This window comes from Ruegeria sp. K3 (assembly GCF_056531845.1).
The window spans coordinates 296,036-321,736 of the sequence record NZ_JBQFMM010000002.1 but is presented as its reverse complement, the minus strand read 5'-3'; the positions used below and the strand labels follow the sequence as shown (position 1 = coordinate 321,736).

The following is a 25,701-nucleotide window of genomic DNA, read 5'->3' as shown; positions in this document are numbered from 1 at the left end:
GGACAAGGAAATGAACTTTCTAAAAATGACTACAGGCGTGGCCCTGGTTTCTCTATTTGCGGCGGCCGCCTTGGCGCATGGTGGCGCAACCGGCGTCGTCAAAGAACGCATGGACGGTATGTCCGCGATGAAGGACAGCATGAAGGTCCTTACACCGATGATGCAGGGGAAAACGCCCTACAATGCGCAAACGGTACGAAGCGAAGCCAAGAAAATCGGAAGCCACGCCGGTGAAAGCATGACAAAGCTGTTTCCAGAGGGATCTGATGGCAAACCCTCGGAGGCCAAATCGCAAATCTGGCAGGATTGGGGTTCCTTTACAGAAATAGCCAGACAGTTGGAAATCTACTCAGAAGGCCTTGCGCTTTCGGCAGACAACGGGCTGATGGCGTCCGGATCGGGTCATGGTTCCGGCATGATGGGCGGCAAATCCATGATGGGAGGTCGTTCCATGATGGGAGGTGGTTCCATGATGGGCAGCGGGATGATGGCTGGCAGTCCAAACTTAGCACAGCTATCTGAAATGCCGGCAGATGGTGTGTTCATGATGCTGAGCCAGACATGCTCGGCGTGTCACACGCGATTTCGGTCGGAATAGGAATGCATCATGAAGCCGATAATACGGTTGGGTCTTGCTACCGCCGTTACGGCGTCAGCAGGGTTTGTTGCTGTGATGGCTTGGCCGATTGGCCAGCCCTTACAAGCTCTCGACATTCAAGGTGACGTTAACCGCGGGGCGTATCTGGCAAGGGCAAGCGGCTGTATCGCCTGCCACACAGACTTTGCCAAAGGAGGTGCGCCCTTGGCCGGTGGGGTGGAGTTGGATACCCCGTTCGGCACGCTCTTTTCGCCGAACCTGACCACAGATCCCGATCACGGGATCGGTGATTGGACCATCGAGGAATTTGCCCGCGCTGTGCGTCAGGGTGTGTCGCCCGACGGACAACCCTACTACCCGGCCTTTCCTTATCCGTTCTATGCCAACTTCACGGATCAGGACATCGCCGATCTTTGGGCCGCCTGGCAAACGGTTCCGCCAGTAGCGGAACCGTCAAAAGAGCAGGAAATGGTGTTCCCCTTCAATCAGAGATGGGGCCTGAAGCTGTGGCGGGCGGCATTTTTGGAACAGCCGCGGACCGATCCCGTGCCGGGCAATGATGATGTATGGAACCGGGGCCGGTTACTCGTTGAAGGTGCCACGCATTGTGCCGCCTGTCACACCGGGAGAAACCTGGCTGGCGCAAGAAATTCTGACACGGAACACTTCAAGGGAAGTGACTCACTGCCGGGCGGTGACAAGGCACCGGCCATCGACTTTGAGACCCTGCAAATGCGTGGGTGGACAGTTGATGATCTGGCCTACGCGTTGCGCACCGGCGTCATGCCTGATGGCGATGTCTTCGGCGGCGCCATGGGAGAGGTCGTAAACTATGGCACCAGCTTTCTGACAGACGAAGACCTGAAGGCAATGGCGACCTATCTGCTGGATGTGCACGACGGGGGATAATCCAGTGAGAGATCAAGTATTCTTTGGAAGGAAGTCCTAATGAAGCTTAATCGCAGGCAATTTGTTGTAGGCACGTCGGCACTAATCGCAGTGCCGACTATTGGGAGGTCGGCTACCGCCCCCCGAATAATCGAGGCGCGTTCAGGATTGGCGCGTGTTGCCCCCAACAACTATCCGGAAACCGAGATATGGGGATATGATGGCGGTGTTCCAGGCCCTGAAATTCGTGCCCGGCAAGGCGAAACGGTTCGCCGGACACTCCTGAACTCGCTACCTCAGCCTACAGCAATCCATTGGCACGGATTGCGGGTTCCGAACAATATGGACGGGGTGCCGGGCCTTACGCAGGAGGCTGTACCAACCGGCGGCAAATTTCAGTATGACTTGCCTCTGAAGGACGCGGGGACCTTCTGGTATCACTCTCACAACCAGTCAACGGTACAAGTAGCCAAGGGCCTTTACGGCGCGTTCATCGTCGACGAAACGGACCCGCCGGACACGGACCATGACATCACGATCCTTCTGGATGATTGGCGGTTGGGTAAGGACGCTCAAATAGTAGATGATTTTGGTGCAATGCATGATTGGACCCATGCAGGTCGCATGGGAAACTACGTTCACGCGCGCATATCGCCAATGACCGAAGTTTTGACGAACCAGCGATTGCGAATTCGAATGGTCAACGTGGCAACTGATCGGATCATGTATGTGTCAGTAGGTGGCGCAAACGGGAAACTGGTCGCTTATGATGGCATGCCTGTAAGGCAGCCAGAAGATTTCGAAACACTTGTTTTCGGACCTGCGCAGCGAGCAGATTTGATCGTCGACGTCACAGCGGAATCGAACGAAGCCGTTCAAATAACTCTTCACGAACGCGATGAATCATTTGTTATCGCTGAGATCCCGGTTTCGGGAAGCGGTACATCTGCCAGCCGCGGTGAGATTGAAGCTCTGCCACCCAACCCTGTTTCTTTTCTTGAAGATGTTTCTGACGCCTTAAAGGTTCAATTGGTGATGGAAGGCGGGGCGATGGGCGGACTGCGTCAAGGTACTTACAACGGCCAAGTCATGAGCGCTAATGAGTTGGTTCAGGAAGGACAGATCTGGACATTCAACGGAGTCGCAGGGTTACCCGAAGACCCGCTCGCTTCTGTTTCGCGTGGCGACATAGTCCGTATTCAGATGCAGAACGACACTGTCTTTGCGCACGCCATGCACTTGCACGGGACGCACTTTCAGGAAGTACTGTCGAACGGGAGCCTGGGACCGCTGCGAGACACGATACTGGTTGACCGGATGGAAACGCGGGAGATTGCGTTCGTTGCGGATAACCCGGGGGACTGGCTGTTTCATTGCCATATGCTGTCGCATCAGGCCGCTGGAATGAAGACCTGGCTGAGCGTGGCGTGATGAACAAGAGCGCGGCGAAATGGGTGTCACTAGCTGCTGTGGTGATCATTGTCGCGGTCGCTGGCTGGGGCCTGAGCGGGCGTGCACAAAACAGTGCATCAGCGGATTCGGCACGTGGTGCAGTTTTGTATGCCGAAAACTGCGCGTCATGCCACGGGGCAAATTTGGAGGGTCAACCAGATTGGCAGACACCTGATCCAGATGGCGTCTTGCGAGCTCCCCCGCATGACCGAACAGGGCACACCTGGCATCACGGCGACAAGCTGTTGTTCGATTATACAAAGCTTGGCGGGTACCAAACACTAAAACAGATGGGCGTCGCTGATGTCAAAAGCGGTATGCCAGGTTTCGAGGACACTCTGTCGGATCAGGAAATCTGGGACATCCTTGCCTTCATCAAGGAGAGTTGGCCGGATCGGGAACGCAAGCTGCAAGAGCAGCGCACCGAGGCAGAACAAACGGAAGGAAACTGACGTGAAACGATTTTTTGCAGGCTTAATTGCCATCACTATGTCGATTGGTGCTGCTATGGCGAGTGCTGACGAATTGTCTGACTCCGATGTAAAACGGCTGGCTCTGGAAGCCATTATGGAAAACCCTGAAATCATCATGCAGGCGATTCAATTGCTTCAACAGCGCGAGGATCAGGCAAAAGCCGAAGCCATTGGAAACGTCTTGGAAAATCAGCGTGAATTGCTGGAACAGGATCCGAATGCGCCTGTCATCGGAAACCCGGAAGGTGATGTAACCGTAGTCGAGTTTTTTGACTATAACTGCCCATATTGCAAACGCGCGGCCCCGGTCGTGAAAAACGTAATCGCAGGCGATTCCGATGTCCGAGTTGTTTACCGAGAATGGCCCATACTCGGAGAAGGTTCCGACTTTGCGGCACGCGCCGCGCTTGCCTCACGAAACCAGGGAAAATATGAAGAATTCCATTGGGCGCTTATGGCGCTGAACGGTCGTGCGACTGAGGCCAGCGTCCTGAAAGTTGTTCGGGAACTCGGCCTGGACGAGGATCAATTGCGCGCAGACATGGAGGCGCCGGAAGTCGACGCGCATATTCAAGTGTCCATGGAATTGGCCCGGCAGCTTGGCTTCAGTGGCACCCCTTCGTTTGTGATTGGAGATGCGCTTGCCCCGGGGCTGATCGCCGAAGATGAAATGACCCGGCTAATCGAGGCAGTCAGAGACGCAAGATAGAACTAAGGGACGACAGCATGTGCGCTCCTAAACTTCTGTTGCGACCGTGGCTTCGCATCCCTCGGACTCAGAGCTGCAAGGATATGATCAAGTTGATTAGCGCTTAAGACACGTAGCCTGCGGTTTTTCATGTCAAAGTTCAACTGTGCGGAGGAACTTACTGTGTCAATGGCTTTGTCTATAACTAACTTGCGGAGCCCGCAGCTCATATCCGGGATACTTAGCGTCGTCATGGATGATGAGAAAGAAAGTCAGCCTCATCCCTTGACCTTCCACTTGCTGGAACCCTTATGTTGCCCGTCAGCAGAACATACGTGGTGACAATATGACTGAAAATTCACATGCGCGGTTCCAGGTTCAGGGTATGAGCTGTGCTTCCTGCGTTGGGCGCGTCGAGCGCGCTTTGAAAGATGTTCCAGGGGTAGATACCGCTTCGGTTAATCTCGCCAGTGAAAGCGTTCAGGTCGATTTCCGCGATCCAGCCGATAAAGCGGCCATTGCTGATGCGTTAAACCGCGCCGGATATCCGGCGCGGACGGCAGAGGTCACTCTGGATATTCAGAACATGTCCTGCGCATCCTGTGTAGGGCGCGTTGAACGAGCCCTGGAAGCCGATGGCGGCGTTTTGTCCGCGTCGGTCAATCTGGCCACTGAAAGTGCAACTGTGCGTTATGCTGAGGGAGTCACAACACCCGAAGCCATAGCGGCGCATGCGGCGTCTGCTGGCTATCCGGCGAGCCTGCGATCCGCAACGCAGACCGAACCACACGACCGTAAAGCGGCAGAGATCAGCCATTTGGCGTGGCGAACAAGCTTCGCCGCCTTGCTCGCATTGCCGGTATTCATTCTCGAAATGGGCTCGCATGTTATTCCGGGCATGCACCACCTGATAGCGAGCACCATCGGCATCCAGAACAGCTATTACCTGCAATTCCTTCTGACCACGATCGTTCTTTTTGGGCCAGGCTTGCAGTTCTACACCAAGGGATTCCCTTCCTTGGTCAAAGGCGCGCCGGACATGAACTCTCTGGTGGCCCTGGGCACTTCGGCGGCATATGGGTTCTCACTGATCTCGACCTTTGCGCCGCATATTCTTCCTGCCGGAACCGCAAATGTCTACTACGAGGCCGCAGCGGTAATCGTGGTTCTTATATTGCTTGGGCGGTTCCTCGAGGCGCGCGCCAAGGGCCGAACGGGTGAAGCGATCCGAAAACTGGTCGGTCTGCAGGCAAAAACAGCACGAGTTGAGCGCGACGGATCGGTTGTCGAGCTACCGATTGAGCAGATCGTTGAAGGGGATATTGTGCACGTTCGACCGGGCGAAAAAATCGCGGTGGATGGTGCCGTAATGACCGGCGCGTCATATGTCGATGAAAGCATGATCACCGGAGAGCCGGTTCCCGTCGAAAAAACCGAGGGCGCAACTGTGGTCGGGGGGACCGTAAATGGCGCGGGTGCATTGACGTACCGTGCTGAAAAGATCGGCGCAGACACTATGTTGGCCCAGATCATTCAGATGGTCGAACAAGCACAGGGTGCCAAGCTTCCGATTCAAGGCCTGGTCGACCGCATCACGCTGTGGTTTGTGCCGGTAGTGATCGCAGTGGCCGTTGTGACAGTGCTGGTATGGATGTTGTTCGGACCCGATCCCGCGCTTAGCCTGGCGTTGGTGGCCGGGGTTGCGGTACTGATCATTGCTTGCCCCTGCGCCATGGGGTTGGCCACACCTACTTCCATCATGGTCGGCACTGGCCGCGCTGCCGAGATGGGCGTCCTGTTCCGAAAGGGCGATGCCTTGCAAATGCTGCAGGAAACCACCGTTGTTGCGGTGGACAAGACGGGCACCCTGACCGAAGGGCGTCCGGAGCTGACCGACCTGATTGTGGCCGAAGGAATGACCGAAGACGAGGTTCTGCACCTTGTTGCTGCCGTTGAGGTCACTTCCGAACATCCAATCGCCACAGCCATCGTGCGCGCGGCAGAAACCCGTGGTCTGGAGCTTTCCAAGCCAGAAGACTTCACGTCGATCACCGGTTACGGGGTAAGCGCCTCAGTCGAAGGCCATAAAATCCTGATCGGGGCCGACCGCCTGATGAGTCGCGAAGGGGTAGAAATGGGCGCGTTGTCTGATCGGGGCGCTGAACTCGCAATCAACGGAAAGACTCCACTTTATGCTGCCGTAGACGGGGCTATCGCGGCCGTAATCGCTGTGGCGGACCCAATCAAAACCACCACGCCGGACGCAATCGAAGCTCTGCACGGGCTGGGCCTGAAAGTAGCGATGATCACCGGTGACAATGCCGCTACTGCCAAATCCATTGCGGCGCAGCTTGGCATCGATCATGTCGTGGCTGAAGTTCTGCCCGAGGGTAAAGTATCCGCGCTACAGGATTTGCGTTCAAATGGCGGAAAACTGGCCTTTGTGGGTGATGGCATCAATGATGCGCCTGCTTTGGCGGCAGCTGAGGTAGGAATTGCGATCGGGACAGGCACTGACATTGCCATCGAAGCGGCTGACGTCGTTCTGATGTCAGGCGACCTGACGGGCGTGGTCAATGCCTTCGATATTAGTCAGCGCACCATGCATAACATCCGCCAAAACCTGTTCTGGGCGTTCGGCTACAACACACTGCTCATACCGGTTGCGGCAGGGGTGCTTTATCCGTTTGGCGGCCCGCTGCTGTCGCCGGTTTTGGCCGCAGGTGCCATGGCGCTGTCCAGCGTATTTGTCCTGACCAATGCGCTGCGGTTGCGCTGGGTAAAGCCGATCAAAGTTGGGCGAGAACAGATCTCGCAGAACACCGAGCAAACGCTGCGTTCAGTGCATGCTGGATAGTATAGGAGAACCGCTGTGAATATCGGAGATGTAGCAGAACGTTCGGGTCTGCCTGCCAAAACCATCCGCTATTACGAGGATATCGGGTTCATCAAACCCAAGCGGAGCCTCAATGGGTATCGCCATTTCGACGAAAAGGAACTGCACAAGCTGGCTTTCATCGGGCGAGCCCGCTCATTGGGCTTTACCATTGAGGATTGTCGTTCACTACTGGCGTTGTACGAGGACAAAGAACGTGCCAGCGCGGACGTGAAAGAAATTGCAAAACAGAATCTGAAAGAGATCGACGATAAGATTGCCGATCTGAAGGCGATGCATGAAACACTGTCTCATCTGATCGAAGAATGCGCTGGCGACCACCGCCCAGACTGTCCAATTCTAAAAAACTTGGGCCAAGCGTAGTTAACCTTGTTGTTTGATCTGCCTCCAAGTTTGGCAATCTTTTTCTTCAGACGTGGCAATCCGCTCTTCTCTAGTGCGCGCCGCACTATCAATTGTAGTTTTGTTGGCTTCGGGTCAGCACGTTGCCACGATCACACTACGTCCGCAGTACGGTGAATGAGTTGATCCCTGTTTTAAGAGAAACGCTTTTAGTGCGCGTCTGTCTTACGGTGACAATCATCGGCTCTGTTGCTTTTGCAAACAACGACTTTGAGATCGCAGACAGCCACAGACAGTATGGCGTTTCGATCGCGTCAAAAGCATCTGAATTCAAACACAACAATCGCCGTTCGCATTCTACCACCGATCAAGATTGCGCGGACGACTGCGTGAGTTGTGGCGGGGCATGCCACACCGGAACCTGTTGCGTTGGTGAAAACCCGACCCAATTAGGACTTGCGGTTTTGGTGGAAGCTTATGGCCAGAGAAACCGTAACATGGACACGGATAACCATAATTCTCAAGCGCCTCTGACGCCCAATCTTCCTCCACAAGTATCCTAACACCCAAAGTCCCGAAAGTGCGGGTTTTCAAATTGTTTCTGTTCGAGCATGCACTGCGGTCGTAAGGAGATTATTATGTGTGGAAGAGAGGCTAAACTATCAGTATTTGCCTTGGCGCTCATCGTATCCAAGCGGTTGCGACATGCGTGCGCTATGCACCGAAAGCGAACAGAAACAGGGCTGGTCATGATCGCGTGCTTGACACAAATCATAGCACTTGCCTGCGATTTCGGTCACAAGACCGAATATCACAGCGCAGGCGTAAACCCGGAAAGGAAATGACATGACCACCACGAAACTTGACCGACGCCTTTTCCTGGCTGGCCTCAGCGCCTCCGGCATCGCCCTGGCTTCACCTACATTTGCAACGACCAAACCGCTGGTGCAGGTTCTCAAGGACCCCGCATGCGGGTGTTGTGGCGCGTGGATTGATATTATGCAACGCGAAGGATTCGAGATGGAAGTGCAGAATGCCTCCTGGGAGACTTTGTCCGAATACAAAGCTAACAAGGGTATTCCAGAAGAGATGGCGTCCTGTCACACGGGCTTGCTCGAGGGCTATGTCATAGAAGGTCATGTGCCCCCGGCGGACATCCGGCGCTTGTTGGCCGAACGCCCTGATGCGGTCGGGCTGACAGTGCCAGGTATGCCCTATGGCTCACCTGGTATGGGGCCGGAGAGTGAGCGGGAAGCCTATTCGGTTTTCCTGATCGGTAAGGATGGCACCACGGAAGTGTTCAACCATTACGAGGCAGCTTGATCGGCAACCTAAACGTATACCGCAAACGAAACCGCCGTGCGTTTGAATCTCTTTACGGTTGCTGTGAATGGCGGCGATTGAAGCGTAACTCGAGATGTACAGTTGGTTGAGAATAGTTCGGTAAGTCACCAGCAAAAAAGAAAGCCAAGCCGCTAAAATGTGTTGGTCGCCTTCTTTTTTCGTGATTTCAGCCAATACTGCCTTCCGCGGACTAAAAGGAAGGCAGATAGGCAAACCCGGCAGAGCAGTCTTTCGAAGAGTGCTTTCGCTACTTTAAGTTGGTGGAGCGTGGAGATATGACGGTCGAAAGAAAGGAACACTGGGACGTCGTCTATGGCGAGAAGTCCGAGGCCCAGTTGAGTTGGCATCAAGATGATCCACGTCTCTCTCTCGAACTGATCGAGATGTCTGGCGCAACTGCGAATTCATCAGTCATCGACATTGGCGGAGGAACATCCCGCCTTGCGAGCTCTATACTCGCTATGGGGCTCCACGATATTACAGTCCTCGATCTATCGCAGGTCGCTCTGGATATAGCGCGGAACCGGCTTGGACAAGCCTGTGAAACAGTGAAATGGATTTCGGCAGACATCACTTCTTGGGTGCCTGATCGCCATTACGATCTGTGGCACGATAGGGCGGTGTTCCATTTCCTCGTCGATCCAGCAGAGCAGGCGGCCTATTTGAAAAGTCTCCGGCGTGGGGTGAGTGTCGGCGGACATGTGATCATTGCCACCTTTGCGCCAGATGGACCAGAGAAATGCAGCGGCCTCCAAGTCGCCCGATATAGTCCAAGCGACCTCTCCAGGCTACTGCAAGAAAGCTTCGAACTCATCGCACATCGCCATCATCTGCATCAAACTCCCTTGGGCAAAAGACAGTCATTTCAGTTCAGTCTTTTTCGCCGCTTCCGGTGAAGCCGCAGATGAAACTGGTCGTTAGCCGACCTGCCCATCACGCTTCTGAGGATTGGCTAAGAAAAAAACTTGCCTGATATCTAATCGGCAAATCGCTTTTGTTCTATCTCCAAATTTGAATGAACGGAGGAAAAGCCGCAAAGATCTAAAGGGATCCTGCAGGCGTAGGCCCCTTTTTCGATTGCCTGAACGAATTTGGAATGGCCCAAAGGTGACGTAGTGTGCACCAATAGGAGCATAGCTGGCATAATCAGAAGGCCTGAGAATGGGCATAGTATTACACTTTTGGCCTCCTGAAACGCCAATCCTAAAGCTGTACCAAGTCCTGAGACCAGACAATTTTCACTGTTTTTTAGGGCATAGTGGCGGAGAGACAGGGATTCGAACCCTGGGTGGGCTTGCACCCACAACGGTTTTCGAGACCGCCCCGTTCGACCACTCCGGCACCTCTCCGCGGGGGTCTGTGAGGGGGGGATTTAGTGGTGAACGGGCAGGGGTGCAAGCAGAAAATACCGGATTTTGACGATAGTGGGATTTTCCATTGCCAGAGGTAAGAAAACACCTAGGCTGATATGTATGACTTACTTTATACGCCAGTTCGCAATCAGCCTCATCCTTCCAATTTTCTCGCTTGGTGTCATGGCCTCGCCATCCCAGGCCGCTAGTCAGGATCAGATTGAGGCGTTTCTGACCACGACAGGTTTTGACGTTGCCTTGGAAAGCATAGCGCAGGCCTCTGCTTCGGCCCCGCAGATGCTGGGTATCGACCCTGACGGCTTCGGATCGGATTGGGCGCGTCTGACCGAAGAGGTGTTTGATACCGCTTTGATGCACGAAACGGCCGTCTTGATCCTTGAACAGACGCTTAGCGAAGAGGCGCTGGTCCACGCGGTCTCGTTTTATGCCTCGGAGTTGGGGCAAAGACTGGTCGTTGCTGAAAACGCCGCTCATATGGATGACGATGATGATGCCAAACAACTGGCCGGGCAGGAAATCGTCTCGAAGTTGATAAAAGTAGGCTCATCGCGCGTTGAAAGCCTGAAGCGCATGAACCGTGCGGTGGACGCCAGCGGAACCTCGCTGCGCGCGCTGCAAGAGATTCAGGTGCGGTTTTTACTGGCCGCAAGTGCGTCTGGCATTATCGACATGCAACTGAGCGGAGATGAACTGCGCGCGATGATCCAACGCAATGAAGGTGAGTTGCGTCGATCTCTGCAACTGTCAGCTTTGGCAGGGGCGGCTTACACCTACCAGGATTTCTCGGATGAGGATGTCGACGCCTATGTTGACGCTCTGGAACAGCCTCTGATGCAGGAGGTCTATGAGCTGTTGAATGCGATCCAATATGAAATCATGGCGATGCGGTTTGAAGTATTAGCCGCCCGCATGGCCGAATTGCGCCCGGCGCAGGATATCTGATGCGAGTTTTAGCTACGGCACTCTGTTTGACGATCTGGGCGCTGCCTCTGGCCGCAAGCGAGCGTGCTGAAAGACTGATGCAGGCGATGCATATTTTGGATTTTATGAAAATTCTTAGTGAAGAAGGCGTGGCGCAAGGGCATGCAATCAACGAGTCGATGCTGGGCAGCTCAGCAGGAGCCTATTTTTTGGCGCAAGTTGAGGATTTGTACGATCCGAGCACGATGCACCAACAACTTTCGCTGTCGGTTGGCGAGATGATGTCCGATGCGCAGCTAGAACAAGCTTCGATCTTTTTTGAAAGCGAACTGGGGCAAAGCATCGTTTCTCTGGAAAACTCGGCGCGCCGGGCCATTGCAGATGACGCGATCGAAGAGATGGCACGCAGCGCTTACGAACAGGCTGATCGCGAGGGCATGTTTTTTCGTCTTGTAGATGAATATGTGCAGGTCAACGACCTGATCGAGAAAAATGTGCAAGGCACCATCAGCGCTGATTATAGTTTTTACCAAGGACTTGCCTCTGGGCAAAGCGCCCTGTTTGACGATGCATCCGTGTTGCAGGAACTGCTATCTCAGCATGAGAACACCAGGGCTGAGACAACTGAATGGATGTACTCGTTCCTTTTATTGGCCTATCAGCCGTTGAACGAGTCTCAGATGCGAGAGAACATCGCCTTTTCCCGCACCGATGCGGGTCGGGCCTTGAATTCCGCCTTGTTCATGGGTTTTGATGAGATGCTAAACGGCATCTCTTACCAGCTTGGGCAATCCGTCGCGCAAGCCATGAAAGCTTCGGATCTCTGAGCCGCAGATTTTCGGATCTCAAAGCTGCGGATTTTTGGTTGACTTTCTTCATGAATGCTTCGATAAGCGCGCATCCCGGCCGGCTTTCCGCGCCGGGTATCGTTATTCTTTGACCTGATGGCATGTGCCAAAGGTCATTCACACAGCCCGAAAAGGGCGCGCTGTTCGAGGTGGCGAAAGCCAGTAACACCCAATCGGGGACCACAGAACGCGGTTAGACAAAGGAAAGACGCATGTTTGCGGTCCTCAAGACTGGCGGCAAGCAGTACAAGGTTCATGCGGGCGATGTGCTCCGTGTTGAAAAGCTGGCTGCTGACGCAGGTGAAAAAGTTCAATTCAACGATGTTCTGATGCTGGGCGGCGACGCACCGGTTGTTGGTGCACCTTTCGTTGAAGGCGCAGGTGTACAGGCCGAAGTGATCGAACAGATCAAAGGTGACAAGGTCATCAAGTTCGTCAAGCGCCGTCGTAAGCACAGCTCGAAGCGTACTGTTGGTCACCGTCAGAAACTGACTCTGGTCAAAATCACCGACATCCTGTCGTCGGGCGCTGACAAGTCGGGCATCAAAGCTGCAACCGGTTCGGCACCGGCTGGCGAAGCTGCTCCGGTAGCGAAAAAGCCTGCCAAGAAAGCTGAAGCCAAAGCAGAGGCACCCGCCGCAGCTGCTGCCGCTGACGATCTGACAGCCCTTAACGGTGTCGGCCCTGCCGCTGCCAAAAAGCTGGTTGAAGCCGGTATCGAAAGCTTTGCCGCTCTGGCCGCCTTGTCGGACGAGCAGATTGCTGCTATCGACACTATCAAAGTGAAACCCGAATGGGTTGAGCAAGCCAAAGAGCTGGCTCAGGGCTAAGGAGAGAGAGAATGGCACATAAGAAAGCTGGCGGTTCCTCCCGTAACGGTCGCGACTCAGCTGGTCGTCGCCTTGGCGTGAAACTGTATGGTGGCCAGGCCGCCATCGCAGGCAACATCATCGTGCGTCAGCGCGGCACCAAGTTCTGGCCGGGCGAAGGCGTAGGCATGGGCAAAGACCATACCATCTTTGCAACTGTCGATGGCGCCGTGAAGTTCCATAAGGGACTTAAAAACCGCACCTTTATTTCGGTCCTGCCAGTGGCGGAGGCCGCAGAGTAAGCCGAAACCCAGAAGGTTTAAGAAAAATTCATGGGGGACCGGCACAAAGTGCCGGTCCCTTTTTCGTTTTAACGCAGTCGTGATCACCAGAACCGATGACAGTCGCAACCACCAGTTTCCTGATTTTTGCCGCTTCGCAGGTCGGCACGCCCGGACCGGCCAATATGGTCCTGCTGGGAACAGGTGCGCGTTATGGCTTTCGGTCGGCTCTACCCTTTGTGGGCGGGGTCATTCTGGGCAAACAGCTGATCATCTGGCCGGTTGGTTTTGGCCTGATGCAACTGGCCGATCAGGTGCCGTTGGTGTTCGAGACACTCAAATATGCTTCTGCTGCATATATTTGCTGGCTCGCGTGGAAAATTGCCAATCTGCGGCTTTCCCGAGGTCAATCGGATAAGCAAGTGCCCGGTTTTCTGGCGGGGTTAATAGTGCATCCGCTTAACCCTAAGGCTTGGGCAATGATTATCGCAGGTTTCACCGGGTTTGTGGCAACAGGAACACCCAGTTTTGAGGCGACCCTCACGATCGCTCTCTGTTTGTTAATCTGCCAGATCGTATTGCACCCGATCTGGACATTTGCAGGAGATCGGATCGCCCATGCGGTTGAAGGTCGGCCTGCAGAAAAATATCTGATGTGGACGTTAGCCAGTTTGACAGTTGCGTCCGTACTTTTTGTGTTGTTCGGAGGAGGAACGCACTCATGAAGATTGAGGCAATAATAAATCAGCCGGTCATTGAAACCGAGCGGTTCGACCTTCGCCCTCTGCGTCGGTCGGATTTGGGTCTCATTGAGCATTACGCAGGCGATGAGCGTGTGGCGCGCATGACGACATCGATCCCGCATCCATTGCCACCCGGCTCGATTGAGGCGTTTGTGATGCGCGCGATGGCCGAAGACCGGGACGAGGATGTCTGGGCAATGGATGCCACAAAGGATGGTGGCCCGGAGCTGATCGGACTGATTTCATTGACTCGGCTGGATCGCAACCAGTCCGAGGTCGGCTATTGGGTCGCCCCGGTGTATTGGAACACCGGCATTGCATCGCTGGCCGTTGAAACGCTGGTCAACGCCAATCCGCTGGAAAACGCGACCATGTTCGCCAGCGTGTTCCAGGACAACCCGGCCTCGGCCCGGGTTCTGACCCATTGCGGATTCCAGTATCTTGGCGATGCGGAAACCTATTCGGTGGCGCGCGATGCGAATGTGCCCACCTGGACCTATACAAAGAAACTCTGACTTGTGGCCGATGGGGCCTTTGCAGTAGGGGACAGCTATGAAATTTCTCGATCTTGCAAAGGTCTACATCCGGTCCGGGGCCGGAGGTGGCGGCTGCGTCAGCTTTAGACGTGAAAAGTACATCGAATACGGCGGACCCGATGGTGGGGACGGCGGTAAGGGTGGGTCTGTTTGGGCCGAGGTTGTGGACGGGCTGAACACCCTGATCGACTTTCGCTATCAACAGCATTTCTTCGCCAAGAACGGCCAACCCGGTCGCGGTCAGCAACGCACCGGTAAGGATGGTGACGACATCATCCTGCGCGTTCCCGTCGGAACCGAGATTCTGGACGAAGACGAAGAGACCGTGATTTGTGACCTGACCGAGGTTGGCCAGAGGTTTTTGCTGGCAAAAGGCGGCAACGGCGGCTTTGGCAACCTGCATTTCAAATCCGCGACCAATCAGGCCCCGCGCCGCGCCAATCCTGGGCAGGCGGGGATCGACCGCACCATCTGGCTGCGGCTGAAGCTGATTGCGGATGTGGGTCTTTTGGGCATGCCCAACGCCGGGAAATCAACTTTCTTGGCTGCCACATCCAATGCACGGCCCAAAATCGCCGACTATCCCTTTACTACGCTGCACCCCAATCTGGGCGTTGTCGGTGTCGATAACGTGGAGTTCGTCGTTGCCGACATTCCAGGTCTGATCGAAGGCGCGCATGAGGGGCGTGGAATCGGTGACCGGTTTCTTGGCCACGTGGAACGCTGCGCGGTACTGTTGCATCTGGTCGACGGCACCTCGGAAACTGTGGTCGATGACTATCGCACAATCATCACCGAGCTTGAGGCCTATGGCGGAGAGCTGGCGGATAAGCCGCGTATCACCGTATTGAACAAGATCGACGCTCTGGACGATGAGGAACGCGAACTGATCAAGGCCGAACTGGAAGAAGCCGTTCGCGGCCCGGTCATAACCATGTCAGGCGTTGCGCATTTGGGCGTGACCGAGGTGCTGCGGTCCTTGCGGGCTCAGATCGATGAAAACCGCCTGCGCCAGAAACCCGCCGAGGAGGCCACGCCTTGGCAACCCTGACCCATGCCCGCCGCCTGGTGGTCAAGATCGGATCGGCCTTGTTGGTCGACCGGGATACGGGATTGCTCAGGTCGGATTGGCTGAAATCGCTGGCGCAGGACGTGGCTTGGCTGAAAGGGCAGGGGACGGATGTTGTTCTGGTTTCGTCCGGGTCAATCGCGTTGGGTCGAGGTGTACTTGGCCTGCCGATGCAGAATCTGCCGCTGGAACAGTCACAGGCCGCTGCGGCGGTTGGACAAATTCGGCTGGCCCGTGCGTATGAAGAAGCGTTGACGCCGCATGAGATCAAAACCGCTCAGGTGCTGGTCACGTTGGAAGACAGCGCGGATCGGCGGCGTTATCTGAATTCCCGTGCAACGCTGGAAACGCTGCTGAGCCTGGGTGTTGTTCCGATTGTCAACGAAAACGATACAGTCGCCACGGATGAGATCCGGTATGGCGACAATGACCGGCTGGCAGCGCAAATCGCCGTGACCATCGGCGCGGATCAGTTGATCCTGCTTTCAGATGTCGACGGGTTCTATTCGGGCAATCCCAACGAGGACACGACAGCCACCCGATATGACGTGATCAAACAGATCACGCCCGAGATCGAGGCCATGGCAGGTGACGCGGGATCGGGGCTGTCAAAGGGCGGCATGAAGACCAAGCTGTTGGCTGCCAAGATGGCAACCGCAGCTGGCTGCGATATGGCGATAACTGAAGGATCACCCCTGAACCCGCTGAAAACGCTCGAAAATGGAGCGAGCTGCACTTGGTTCACGGCCACGCTCGATCCGCATGCAGCCCGGAAACGCTGGATTTCGGCGATGAAACCGCGCGGAGAGATCGTGATCGATGACGGCGCGGCAAGGGCGCTTTCCAATGGCAAAAGCCTGTTGCCCGCTGGCATTGTCGAGGTCACGGGTGATTTCGGTCGCGGCGATCCCGTCGCTGTTCTGGATGCGCAGGCGCGGAGGCTGGCACAGGGGCTAAGTCGCTATACCGCGCAAGAGGCGGATGCGATCAAAGGACGTAAATCGTCTGAAATCGAGGCGACGCTAGGCTATCCAGGCCGCGCGGCCCTGATCCACCGGGACGATCTGGCGCTATAAGGGCGTGATTTGATAAACTGAGACCGAAAGGCGCATGAGATGAAGGATTTCGACAACATTCCCGCAATGATGGCCGACCTTGGTGCGCGCGCCAAAGCAGCCTCGCAAGAGCTTGCCTTTGCCACCGCCGAACGCAAGCACGCCGCGCTGATCGCAGCCGCAGACGCCGTTTGGCACAAACGTGCCGACATTATCGAAGCGAACAAGAAGGATTTGGAGTTCGGGCGAGAAAAGGGTTTGAGCCCCGCGATGATGGACCGCTTGATGCTGGATGAAGCACGCGTTCAGGGCATGGTTGACGGGCTGCGCACCGTTGCCGATCAGACCGATCCTGTGGGTGAGGTGTTGGCCGAATGGGACATGGCCTCGGGCCTCAACATTCAGCGTGTGCGCACGCCTTTGGGTGTGATCGGCGTGATCTACGAAAGCCGTCCCAACGTGACGGCGGATGCGGGTGCATTGTGCCTGAAATCCGGAAACGCCGTGATCTTGCGAGGCGGGTCTGAGAGTTTTCATTCGTCAACCGCGATCCATGCCTGTCTGGTTGAGGGGCTAGCAGCTGCTAGCTTGCCCGAAGACGCCATTCAACTGGTGCCGACTCGCGACCGGGCTGCGGTGCAAGAGCTTTTGAGCATGACTGATTATGTCGACGTCATCGTTCCCCGAGGTGGCAAAGGATTGGTGGGTCTTGTGCAACGCGAGGCGCGCGTGCCCGTCTTTGCGCATCTCGAAGGCATCGTTCATATTTATGTTGATAAAGCCGCCGATCCACAGAAGACGCTGGATGTTGTGTTGAACGCCAAAACCCGGCGCACCGGTATCTGTGGCGCGGCAGAATGCTTGCTGATCCATCAAGACGTTGCAGAAACACTGGGCCGTGATCTAATCGCTGCTCTTCAAGCTGCGGGTGTTGAAGTGCATGCCGAAGGCATTTTGGCCAATGAAAACACCATTCCTGCGTCGGATGATGACTGGGGCAAAGAGTACCTAGATAGTATCATCGCTGCACGGCCCGTAGCAGATATCGACGCCGCGATTGCGCATATCCGGCAGTTTGGCTCAAGCCACACCGATAGTATCATGACCGAGGATTCCGCGGCCGCCGAGCACTTCTTCGAACGGCTCGACAGCGCTATCCTGATGCATAATGCCTCGACGCAATTCGCGGATGGCGGTGAGTTTGGCATGGGTGCTGAGATTGGTATCGCCACCGGCAAGATGCACGCGCGCGGTCCCGTCGGTGCCGCTCAGTTGACCAGTTTTAAGTATCTGGTACGCGGAAACGGGACCACGCGGCACTAAAACCGCAGTGTCACCTGGGTTGCGGTCGTTTCTACCGTGATTCTGCGACCCATCGTCGAGGCTGTATCCGGCAGCAGGGCAAATTGAACCTGCGCCGGGCTTAGTTTTTCGGTAAATCGCCCCGAGCCAATCCCTTTCCACAGACCCGTATTGAGGTTCAGCTTGTCAGCAACGCCAGTCACCGTCCATGCGTCGCCCTGAGTTTCGATTTCCACTTCGCCGCCGAAGGGCATCGCATTTTCACAGCACATCACAGCCAGAAACGCGAGTTTAACCTGATTGCGCGGGACAGGTTCGGTCAGGTTCCAACTGATCCGCAGACGCCCGGCCTTTTCCACATCTTTAAGAAGCTCGACCACTTCGGTGCGACCCAATGGCTGATCGCTTGCTGATCCAAAGGCAACGCGGAAAAACCGGATGCGGGCGCCTGCACTGCCAACGCTGCCTGAAATCAGCTCCATTTCAGGGCCTTGGACTGCGCCAACCATCTCCAACAGCTCAAGCCCGTTGGTAATTGCCCCAATGGGGCTAATCAGATCATGACAGATCCGAGAGCCGATCAATTCGGCCAGGTTGACGTCTGACGCGCCCATGCGTACCTCCTGCTGCACCTGCCATTGGACCCGGAGCCCAACATGACAGATCTGAATGCCATTCTTGCACCGGGCATGTATGTCCGCCACCCCGATTTCCCCGATTGGGGCGTTGGACAAGTGCAGTCCAATATCGGAGGCAAGATCACCGTTAACTTTCGCGAGCAGGGGAAAGTGGTGATCGACGGGACACGTATAGCCCTGATGCCGGTCTTTGATCCGTGAAACTGGTTTAGGAAAGGTTAACAACTCGGGCAAAACGCGGGCTTGTTGCCTTTGGCCGAGCAATCGCGTTATCAGCGCGCAACAGCGATCGATGGAATTTTCTTGATGCCCGACGAAGGCCCCTCATTCACTGTCAAATTGGCCAATACCGAGGTTGAACTGCGGGCGGCCCAACGACTGCGCTACGACGTATTTGTTCAGGAATTGGGCGGTGGCGGCGAGATGGTGGATCATGAGGCGGGGCTCGAGAAGGATCGGTTCGATCCATACTTCGATCATATGCTCGCCATCGACGATTCATCTGGAGAGGTGATCGGCGTCTATCGACTGCTTCCTGGTGAGCGAGCTGCCGAACTGGGGCAATTCTACTCCGAGGATGAATACGATCTCACCGTCCTGAAACAAAGCGGGCGCAAGCTGTTGGAGCTTGGACGCTCGTGCGTGCATCCGGATTATCGTGGTGGCACGGCGATGTATCATCTGTGGAATGGTCTGGCTGCATACGTCACTGAGCGTGGTATTGAGATCTTGTTCGGGGTCGCGAGTTTCCACGGAACCGACGTGAGCAAATTGGCGCAGCCGCTGTCGATGCTGCATCACAACCATCTTGCCCCGCTGGATTTGCGGGTTCGGGCCCAGCCAGAGGTATTTCAATCAATGGACCTTTTGGCACCCGACGCGCTGGATCGGCGCGCGGCGATGGTTCAAGTGCCGTCTCTCATCAAGGCCTACCTTCGCCTCGGTGGATTCGTGGGCGATGGGGCATTTATCGATCATGCCTTCAACACAACCGATGTGTGTCTGATCCTTGACACAGCCCGCATGAATGAGCGTCAGCGGCGTATTTATGGTGGAGCATAACCCTGTGAGCGACCCATCGTGGCAAAGTGAAGACGCGCCTGATCCAATTGAGCTTGGTTTCTTAGGTTGGGTCCTGGTGATACTTCGCGGTCTGCCGCTGGCCCTTCTGGTTTTTGGGGGGCTGTTCGTCTTATTGGCCATACGTCTCATCGAACGACCGCTTTATGGCGTTCAACGGCCGGTGACACCGTTCATTTCTCAGTTCGTTTGTCGCAATGCATTTCGAATTCTCGGGATCAGATTTCGCACCTCTGGCGCGCTCATGCAGGAACGCGGCGCTGTGGTTGCAAACCATACGTCGTGGTTGGATATCTTTGCGCTGAATGCCCGTAAGCGCGTGTATTTCGTATCGAAAGCCGAAGTTGCAAAATGGCCCGGCATCGGCTGGCTGGCACGCGCGACGGGTACGGTCTTCATCGAACGTGATCGCAATAAAGCCCGCGAGCAGACCCGGATTTTCGAGGAACGTCTGAAAGCCGGGCACAAGCTGTTGTTCTTTCCAGAAGGCACCTCGACCGACGGACAGCGAGTTTTACCCTTTAAAACAACACTCTTTGCCGCGTTCTTCACTGAAGAGCTGCGGGAATTCATGTATGTTCAACCGGTTTCGGTCATCTTTCACGCTCCCCAAGGTCAGCCCGATAGGTTTTATGGCTGGTGGGGCGACATGGATTTCGGACCGCATTTGCTTAAGACTTTGGGGGCACGTCGACAAGGCACCGTGGAATTGATCTACCACGCGCCAGCCAAGGTTAGCGACTTTGAAAACCGCAAAGCTCTGGCAGCCCATTGCGAAGACGCGGTACGTCATGCGCATTCACTGGCGCGGCTTGAAAAATAGGGGCATTTGGCCCTTGCGCTGATGCTAAACCTGCCGTATACGCGCGCCATTCAAACCCGCAGGCGGGGTTTGGGCTTTTTGAGGGAGACATCCTTATCTGGCCCGCCGGTTGGAGCATCCGCTTCTTTCACCCCCGCCGAGGCGTAAACCGGAAAAGGAAAGTAAAGCATGGCTCTTCCCGAGTTCACCATGCGTCAGCTGCTGGAAGCTGGCGTTCACTTTGGTCACCAGACACAGCGTTGGAATCCCCGCATGGGCCCGTTCATCTACGGCTCGCGCAATGGCATCCACATCATGGACCTGACTCAGACCGTTCCGATGCTGGATCAGGCTCTGCAGGCTGTTCGTGACACCGTCGCAAAAGGTGGCCGCGTTCTGTTCGTAGGCACCAAGCGTCAGGCAGCTCAGCCGATCGCAGATGCCGCTGAAAAGTCAGCTCAGTACTACATGAACCACCGCTGGCTGGGCGGCACGCTGACCAACTGGAAAACCGTTTCCCAGTCGATCAACCGTCTGAACCAGATCGACGAAGCCATGGAATCGGGTGCCGAAGGCCTGACCAAGAAAGAGCGTCTGGGCATGGAACGTGACCAGGCCAAGCTGCAGGCTTCACTGGGCGGTATCCGCGAGATGGGTGGCGTTCCGGATCTGCTGTTCGTCATCGACGTCAAGAAAGAAGCACTGGCTATCGCCGAAGCCAACAAGCTGGGTATCCCGGTTGTGGCTGTTGTCGACACCAACTGCTCGCCCGATGGTGTTGACTACATCATCCCCGGCAACGACGACGCAGCGCGCGCAATCGCTCTGTATTGCGATCTGGCCGCACGTGCCGCTCTGGACGGCATGACCGCTCAGATGGGTGCTGCTGGCGTTGACCTGGGTGCATTCGAAGAAGCTCCGGTTGAAGAAGTCGTAGCCGAAGAAACACCCGCTGAAGAAGCCGCGCCGGAAGCCAAAGCCGAAGCGTAAGCTGCCCGTCACGTAAATGACATATGGGGCAGGGTAGACCTGCCCCAATTCCGTTTGAATTGAGGAGAGCCAAAAGATGGCAATCACAGCAGCAATGGTAAAAGAACTGCGCGACTCGACCGGCGCAGGCATGATGGACGCAAAAAAAGCGCTGACCGAAACCGGCGGCAACATGGACGAAGCCGTTGACTGGCTGCGCACCAAAGGCCTGGCCAAGGCGGCCAAGAAATCGGGCCGTACCGCAGCCGAAGGTCTGGTTGCTGTTCACGTCAACGGCGGCAACGGTGTTGCTGTCGAAGTGAACTCGGAAACCGACTTCGTTGCGAAAAACAGTGAATTCCAGGAGATGGTCGGCAAGATCACCTACGCAGCCGAGGGTGTTGATGACGTCGATGCGCTACTGGCTGCTGATCTGGGCGGCAAGTCTGTTGCAGATACCCTGACTGACAAGATCGCCACCATTGGTGAAAACATGTCGGTCCGCCGCATGTCGAAACTGTCGGGCGATACCGTCGTGTCATACGTTCACAACGCGGCGACAACCGGCATGGGCAAAATCGGCGTTCTGGTTGCTCTGTCCGGCGGCGATGAAGCCTTCGGCAAGCAGGTTGCAATGCACATTGCGGCTGTGAACCCGGCGGCCCTGTCCGAGGCGGACATGGATCCGGAAGTTGTCGAGAAAGAGAAGCAGGTCCAGATGGACATCGCTCGCGAATCCGGCAAGCCGGAGCAGGTGATCGAAAAGATGATCGTCGGTCGCATGAAGAAATTCGTCGCCGAAGCGACCCTTCTGAACCAGGACTTCGTTGTGAATCCTGACCTGACCGTCGAAGCGGCCGCCAAAGAAGCGGGTGCGACCATCACCGGTTTTGTCCGCATGGAAGTAGGCGAAGGCATCGTGGTCGAAAAAGAAGACTTCGCTGCCGAAGTTGCAAAGGCAGCCCAAGGCTAAAATCTTTTGCAGCTTCAGTTAGAGGCTGCAACAAATACCGAGCCCGGTTGCATAGCGCAGCCGGGTTTTTTCATGTCAAAAGCCTGTGAACCGATGCTTGCGAAGATTGGTGAATTGAGGGGCCCTGCATGATGGGGATGGAAGGGCCCCTCAATAATCCCGACAAAGAGACGTGGACGAATAGACGCCTCGGTGTCAGAGCGATCAGAGAGCTTTGGTATTACAAAGATCCGATCAAAACGTTCCCTGGCTAAAGCCACCACTCACGGAACAATATCAATTTGCAATTTTATCGGGAGATTCGGAAAGTCATGTATTCCTTACCCTAGGTCAATTTGATGCTAATTAGCATCAAAATAGGGTCATGCTTCCATCACAAACATCTGATTCTGCAACGCGGCCTTCAACACGGCCTGTGCCGTTGTTTCAACCGAAAGAGCCTCGCGCGCGAGTCTCAGATGTTTTTCCACCGTTGCCGAAGTCAAACCCATCAATAGCGCGATGTCTTGCGTGGTCTTTCCGTCGCCGACCCATTGCAAAGCTTCGCGCTGGCGTTTGGTCAGCGCGCGGTTCGGGGCATGATATGGCAAGGTCAGGATTTTGAGATGGGCAACATTGTTCATCAGAAGGATGTCGTCGCCGTGCTCGTTCCAGACCTCGTCCATCTCCTCCTGGCTGTGATTACGTGCCGCAAGCGAAATCGCCCCTTTGGAACGCATCGACACCGAGTTGAAGCTGACCGTATAACCTACTGTAATATCGCGCGACTTATTGAACTCAAAAACCCGAAGCTCTTCGTTCGACATGACCCCGCTGGTCATCATGTCCTGTATCATGCTCCAACTTGCAGCGCCTTCGTTGTTCAGCGCCCATTTCAGCATGGGGGCGTGAAAATACAGGCCAGATTGAAGGAACCCTTCCAAGTAATCCGAGCAGTGATTGGTCAGGATTACAAAGTCTTCTGGATCGCCGAGCGAAGTCGCCGTTCGGTATTGCGTATACCCATACAACAGCCGGTCGAAGCCATACTTTTCCATCTGGCGGCAATGTGCATCCCAAAGCTCTTCCAGAGTTTTCGTGTAGCTTAGAAAATTCAGATACTCTTTGAGGGTCATCCTGTGTCCCTCTCAGCCAGATGCGCGGCAATCGCGTTCAGTGCAAGAACATAGCTTTGCGCGCCAAAACCACAGATCTGTCCAATCGCGACTGGTGCGATATGCGATTTGTGACGAAACGCCTCGCGCGCGTGAATGTTAGATAAATGAACTTCGACCACGGGTACTTCGGCCGAAGATATCGCATCCATCAGCGCAATCGATGTATGCGTGAATGCGCCTGCATTCAGCACGATACCATCCTGAGCGCCGCGTGCCGCGTGGATCGCATCAATTAGCGCGCCTTCGTGATTGGATTGGAGATGGGTTATGTTTTGACCCAGCGTTTCACCATGCGCAACGCACAGGTCCTCGATCATCTGCAACGTCGTTGCGCCGTAGACCTCGGGTTGCCGTGTACCAAGCAAATTCAGGTTCGGACCATTCAGAACCAGGATATTGTGCATATTCAAACTGTCCCCATCTTCCCTTTTTCATAAACATGAATTTAAAGGTCGTCCAGCGACCTTCGCTCTTATGGGTAGAGCTTCATTGACGCATGCAGGTTGCTGGATCGGCGCAATCCCATCCCCTATTCAATTATCTTCCATCGTGACCACAACTTTACCGAGAGCCTCGCGCCGTTCGAGCATGCCAATTGCCTCTGCCGCCTGGGTTAGCGGAAATCGTGCACTGATACGGGGTGAAATCACTCCCGAACCATATAGGCGGAACAACTCGGCCAGGTTCTGTGCGTGCCCTTTCGGGTCGCGAAATACGGACGCGCCCCAGAACACCCCGACGATCTGACAGCCCTTGAGCAAAGTCAGGTTCAGCGGAATGCTGGGGATGCCGGCAGGAAAGCCAACAACCAGATAACGCCCACCCCATGCCATACTTCGCAAGGCGGGCTCAGCGTAGTCTCCGCCGACCGCGTCGTAGACCACATCCACACCTTCGCCCCGGGCCAGTGCCTTTATCTCGGCGGACAGGGCCTTTTGCGCTTCGCGGTCCAGATCGCGTGGATAGATCAGCGTCTGGTCTGCGCCAATATCTCTGCAAAACAATGCTTTACCTTCAGACGAGACCGCCGCGATCACATGTGCCCCCATCGCTTTGGCTAGCTCGATCGCCGCAGACCCAACGCCACCGGCGGCCCCCAGAACAAGTACTTTTTCGCCGGACTTAAGTAGCGCACGGTCCTTGAGGGCGTGGTATGAAGTGCCGTAGGTGAAGACAAAGCTGGCCGCATCTTCAAACGGCATCACGTCGGGTATCGTGACGGCAGTCGCTGGTTTGAGCTTCAGATGCGTAGCGAACCCTCCGTGCCCTGTGAGCGCCAGAACCCGATCACCAGGCGCGAAGTCTGTGACGCCTTCTCCGACCGAGACAACTTCTCCGGCGATTTCACCACCTGGCGCAAAGGGGCGGGGTGGTTTTATCTGATAGAGGTCCCGGATCATCAGCGTATCAGGGAAGTTCACCCCGGCGGCGCGGATACGCAATACAATTTCATCTGACTCAGGGGTTGGATCGGGCAGGGTGGTCAGTTCCAAACTCTCGGGGCCGCCTGGTGTGACGCTGAGTAATGCCTGCATGTTTTTCATTTGCCTCTTGCTTCACCTGTTTTGAAATCGTTGGATTGTCAGCACGTATTGTCAAGAAGACCTCACGCCAGAATCCCAGATCGCCTGAATGGAGTGCACATGACGCCCGAGACTTTGTTTTCGCTCAGTGGAAAGACGGCACTGGTAACGGGGGGTGCCACCGGTATCGGTCGAATGGCGGCCGAGGCGTTGGTACGTGCCGGGGCGCATGTACTGATCGCTTCTCGCAAAGGCGAGGCATGCGAGGAGGTTGCAACAGAGTTGAACGCTCTGGACGCGCCAGGCTCGGCCGAAGGGTTTGCTGGCGACATCAGCAGTGAGGCGGGTATAGATGCGCTGGTAGATGAAGTCAAAAGTCGCACTCAAGCGATTGATATACTGATGAATAATGCAGGTGTGTCTTGGGGCGCGCCGATGGGGCAGTTCCCTCATTTCGCTTGGGACAAAGTCATGTCGGTTAATGTCGCAGGCGTATTTGATCTGACCCAAAAATTGCTGCCACTTCTGATGAAATCCGCAACCGACGAGGATCCTGCGCGGGTCATCAATGTAGGTTCGGTCATGGGTGAAGTTCCGATGGGTGACGGGGCCTACAGCTATTCCGCGTCCAAAGCGGCGGTTATTCACCTGTCCAAAATCATGGCTAAAGAATTGGCACCCTACAGAGTTACGGTGAATGCGCTGGCCCCGGGACCATTCGTATCGCGCATGACGGCCTTTGCTACCGAGGACGAAACCAAGCGCGCGCGGGTCGGCAAAGGTGTTCCACTGGGCCGGGTTGGCCAGGCCGAGGATATCGCTGGTTGCATGTTGTTTCTATGCGGTCGCGGAGGCAGCTATGTCACTGGCGCGGTCATCCCTGTCTCCGGCGGGATAAATGTGCAGACCGGTGGCAATATCTTTGCCGATGCCCTTTAGCC

Annotated in this window: 28 protein-coding genes and 1 tRNA gene; 24 read left to right on the top strand and 5 right to left on the bottom strand. The window is 55.5% G+C overall.

Annotated features, from left to right (window positions below; genetic code table 11):
• The first annotated feature begins 10 nt into the window (after positions 1 to 10).
• From ACR0MP_RS05360 to ACR0MP_RS05320, 9 genes are all read left to right on the top strand, one after another.
• A complete protein-coding gene (locus ACR0MP_RS05360) occupies positions 11 to 598 on the top strand; it encodes a c-type cytochrome (RefSeq protein WP_480885923.1) in 588 nt (195 codons plus the stop codon).
• A gap of 9 nt (positions 599 to 607) precedes the next feature.
• On the top strand, positions 608 to 1,507 hold the full coding sequence (locus ACR0MP_RS05355; protein ID WP_480885921.1) for a c-type cytochrome: 900 nt from the start codon (positions 608 to 610) through the stop codon (positions 1,505 to 1,507).
• A gap of 147 nt (positions 1,508 to 1,654) precedes the next feature.
• Entirely contained in the window at positions 1,655 to 2,917 is a 1,263-nt protein-coding gene (locus tag ACR0MP_RS05350; RefSeq protein ID WP_480885919.1) for a multicopper oxidase family protein, read from the top strand.
• Positions 2,917 to 3,390, top strand: a complete 474-nt coding sequence (locus ACR0MP_RS05345; RefSeq protein WP_170406434.1) for a c-type cytochrome — start codon at positions 2,917 to 2,919, stop codon at positions 3,388 to 3,390. The genes ACR0MP_RS05350 and ACR0MP_RS05345 overlap by 1 nt, the downstream gene beginning before the upstream one ends.
• 1 nt (position 3,391) lies before the next feature.
• Entirely contained in the window at positions 3,392 to 4,120 is a 729-nt protein-coding gene (locus tag ACR0MP_RS05340; protein WP_480436160.1) for a DsbA family protein, read from the top strand.
• A gap of 325 nt (positions 4,121 to 4,445) precedes the next feature.
• Positions 4,446 to 6,956 carry a heavy metal translocating P-type ATPase gene (locus ACR0MP_RS05335; RefSeq protein ID WP_480885917.1) on the top strand — a complete coding sequence of 837 codons (2,511 nt, stop codon included), beginning with the start codon at positions 4,446 to 4,448 and terminating at the stop codon, positions 6,954 to 6,956.
• A gap of 15 nt (positions 6,957 to 6,971) precedes the next feature.
• On the top strand, positions 6,972 to 7,358 hold the full coding sequence (gene cueR / locus ACR0MP_RS05330) for a Cu(I)-responsive transcriptional regulator (protein ID WP_170405727.1): 387 nt from the start codon (positions 6,972 to 6,974) through the stop codon (positions 7,356 to 7,358).
• Between the two features lie 825 nt (positions 7,359 to 8,183).
• Entirely contained in the window at positions 8,184 to 8,660 is a 477-nt protein-coding gene (locus ACR0MP_RS05325; RefSeq protein ID WP_170405730.1) for a DUF411 domain-containing protein, read from the top strand.
• A gap of 296 nt (positions 8,661 to 8,956) precedes the next feature.
• Positions 8,957 to 9,577, top strand: coding sequence for a class I SAM-dependent methyltransferase (locus ACR0MP_RS05320; protein WP_480885913.1), 621 nt, complete (start codon positions 8,957 to 8,959; stop codon positions 9,575 to 9,577).
• Positions 9,578 to 9,940: 363 nt separating this feature from the next.
• Here ACR0MP_RS05320 and ACR0MP_RS05315 read toward each other — a convergent pair.
• Positions 9,941 to 10,030, bottom strand: a tRNA-Ser gene (locus ACR0MP_RS05315).
• 123 nt (positions 10,031 to 10,153) lie between these two features.
• Here ACR0MP_RS05315 and ACR0MP_RS05310 point away from each other — a divergent pair.
• The 9 genes from ACR0MP_RS05310 to ACR0MP_RS05270 all read left to right on the top strand — a co-directional run bounded on the left by ACR0MP_RS05310 (position 10,154) and on the right by ACR0MP_RS05270 (position 17,639).
• Positions 10,154 to 10,996: a DUF2059 domain-containing protein gene (locus ACR0MP_RS05310; RefSeq protein ID WP_480885911.1), complete on the top strand. Its 843-nt coding sequence runs from the start codon at positions 10,154 to 10,156 to the stop codon at positions 10,994 to 10,996.
• 77 nt (positions 10,997 to 11,073) lie between these two features.
• Positions 11,074 to 11,802, top strand: a complete 729-nt coding sequence (locus tag ACR0MP_RS05305; RefSeq protein WP_480885909.1) for a DUF2059 domain-containing protein — start codon at positions 11,074 to 11,076, stop codon at positions 11,800 to 11,802.
• Between the two features lie 233 nt (positions 11,803 to 12,035).
• Positions 12,036 to 12,653 (top strand): 50S ribosomal protein L21, encoded by a 618-nt coding sequence (locus tag ACR0MP_RS05300; RefSeq protein WP_170405742.1) that lies wholly within the window; start codon positions 12,036 to 12,038, stop codon positions 12,651 to 12,653.
• A gap of 11 nt (positions 12,654 to 12,664) precedes the next feature.
• The gene (gene rpmA / locus ACR0MP_RS05295; protein WP_010440093.1) at positions 12,665 to 12,934 is read left to right on the top strand and encodes a 50S ribosomal protein L27; all 270 of its coding nucleotides are present in this window, start codon (positions 12,665 to 12,667) and stop codon (positions 12,932 to 12,934) included.
• A gap of 95 nt (positions 12,935 to 13,029) precedes the next feature.
• Positions 13,030 to 13,638, top strand: coding sequence for a LysE family translocator (locus ACR0MP_RS05290; RefSeq protein WP_170595640.1), 609 nt, complete (start codon positions 13,030 to 13,032; stop codon positions 13,636 to 13,638).
• On the top strand, positions 13,635 to 14,171 hold the full coding sequence (locus tag ACR0MP_RS05285) for a GNAT family N-acetyltransferase (RefSeq protein ID WP_170393085.1): 537 nt from the start codon (positions 13,635 to 13,637) through the stop codon (positions 14,169 to 14,171). Before ACR0MP_RS05290 ends, ACR0MP_RS05285 begins: the two co-directional genes overlap by 4 nt.
• A gap of 37 nt (positions 14,172 to 14,208) precedes the next feature.
• Positions 14,209 to 15,243: a GTPase ObgE gene (gene obgE, locus ACR0MP_RS05280; protein WP_170405748.1), complete on the top strand. Its 1,035-nt coding sequence runs from the start codon at positions 14,209 to 14,211 to the stop codon at positions 15,241 to 15,243.
• The gene (gene proB, locus ACR0MP_RS05275) at positions 15,231 to 16,337 is read left to right on the top strand and encodes a glutamate 5-kinase (protein ID WP_170393083.1); all 1,107 of its coding nucleotides are present in this window, start codon (positions 15,231 to 15,233) and stop codon (positions 16,335 to 16,337) included. Before obgE ends, proB begins: the two co-directional genes overlap by 13 nt.
• Positions 16,338 to 16,376: 39 nt before the next feature.
• A complete protein-coding gene (locus tag ACR0MP_RS05270) occupies positions 16,377 to 17,639 on the top strand; it encodes a glutamate-5-semialdehyde dehydrogenase (protein WP_480885906.1) in 1,263 nt (420 codons plus the stop codon).
• Here ACR0MP_RS05270 and ACR0MP_RS05265 read toward each other — a convergent pair.
• Positions 17,636 to 18,232, bottom strand: a complete 597-nt coding sequence (locus ACR0MP_RS05265) for a histidine phosphotransferase family protein (protein ID WP_170405755.1) — start codon at positions 18,230 to 18,232, stop codon at positions 17,636 to 17,638. The genes ACR0MP_RS05270 and ACR0MP_RS05265 overlap by 4 nt on opposite strands.
• A 42-nt stretch (positions 18,233 to 18,274) precedes the next feature.
• On the opposite strand from ACR0MP_RS05265, the gene ACR0MP_RS05260 reads away from it, so the two are divergent.
• The 5 genes from ACR0MP_RS05260 to tsf all read left to right on the top strand — a co-directional run bounded on the left by ACR0MP_RS05260 (position 18,275) and on the right by tsf (position 22,080).
• Positions 18,275 to 18,457, top strand: coding sequence for a DUF3553 domain-containing protein (locus ACR0MP_RS05260; RefSeq protein WP_010440107.1), 183 nt, complete (start codon positions 18,275 to 18,277; stop codon positions 18,455 to 18,457).
• Positions 18,458 to 18,562: 105 nt separating this feature from the next.
• Positions 18,563 to 19,318 (top strand): L-ornithine N(alpha)-acyltransferase, encoded by a 756-nt coding sequence (gene olsB, locus ACR0MP_RS05255; RefSeq protein ID WP_480885904.1) that lies wholly within the window; start codon positions 18,563 to 18,565, stop codon positions 19,316 to 19,318.
• A complete protein-coding gene (gene olsA / locus ACR0MP_RS05250; protein ID WP_480886153.1) occupies positions 19,305 to 20,159 on the top strand; it encodes a lyso-ornithine lipid O-acyltransferase in 855 nt (284 codons plus the stop codon). Before olsB ends, olsA begins: the two co-directional genes overlap by 14 nt.
• Positions 20,160 to 20,327: 168 nt before the next feature.
• Entirely contained in the window at positions 20,328 to 21,128 is an 801-nt protein-coding gene (gene rpsB / locus ACR0MP_RS05245; protein WP_480885902.1) for a 30S ribosomal protein S2, read from the top strand.
• A 76-nt stretch (positions 21,129 to 21,204) separates the two neighbouring features.
• On the top strand, positions 21,205 to 22,080 hold the full coding sequence (tsf, locus tag ACR0MP_RS05240; protein WP_170393077.1) for a translation elongation factor Ts: 876 nt from the start codon (positions 21,205 to 21,207) through the stop codon (positions 22,078 to 22,080).
• A gap of 362 nt (positions 22,081 to 22,442) precedes the next feature.
• Here tsf and ACR0MP_RS05235 read toward each other — a convergent pair whose 3' ends face one another.
• The 3 genes from ACR0MP_RS05235 to ACR0MP_RS05225 form a co-directional block, all read right to left on the bottom strand.
• On the bottom strand, positions 22,443 to 23,195 hold the full coding sequence (locus ACR0MP_RS05235; protein WP_480885900.1) for an autoinducer binding domain-containing protein: 753 nt from the start codon (positions 23,193 to 23,195) through the stop codon (positions 22,443 to 22,445).
• A complete protein-coding gene (aroQ, locus tag ACR0MP_RS05230; protein WP_170405767.1) occupies positions 23,192 to 23,641 on the bottom strand; it encodes a type II 3-dehydroquinate dehydratase in 450 nt (149 codons plus the stop codon). Before aroQ ends, ACR0MP_RS05235 begins: the two co-directional genes overlap by 4 nt.
• A gap of 129 nt (positions 23,642 to 23,770) precedes the next feature.
• The gene (locus ACR0MP_RS05225) at positions 23,771 to 24,772 is read right to left on the bottom strand and encodes an NADPH:quinone oxidoreductase family protein (protein ID WP_480885898.1); all 1,002 of its coding nucleotides are present in this window, start codon (positions 24,770 to 24,772) and stop codon (positions 23,771 to 23,773) included.
• A 108-nt stretch (positions 24,773 to 24,880) separates the two neighbouring features.
• Here ACR0MP_RS05225 and ACR0MP_RS05220 point away from each other — a divergent pair, with 108 nt between their 5' ends.
• Positions 24,881 to 25,699 (top strand): SDR family NAD(P)-dependent oxidoreductase, encoded by an 819-nt coding sequence (locus ACR0MP_RS05220; protein WP_170405770.1) that lies wholly within the window; start codon positions 24,881 to 24,883, stop codon positions 25,697 to 25,699.
• Positions 25,700 to 25,701: the final 2 nt, after the last annotated feature.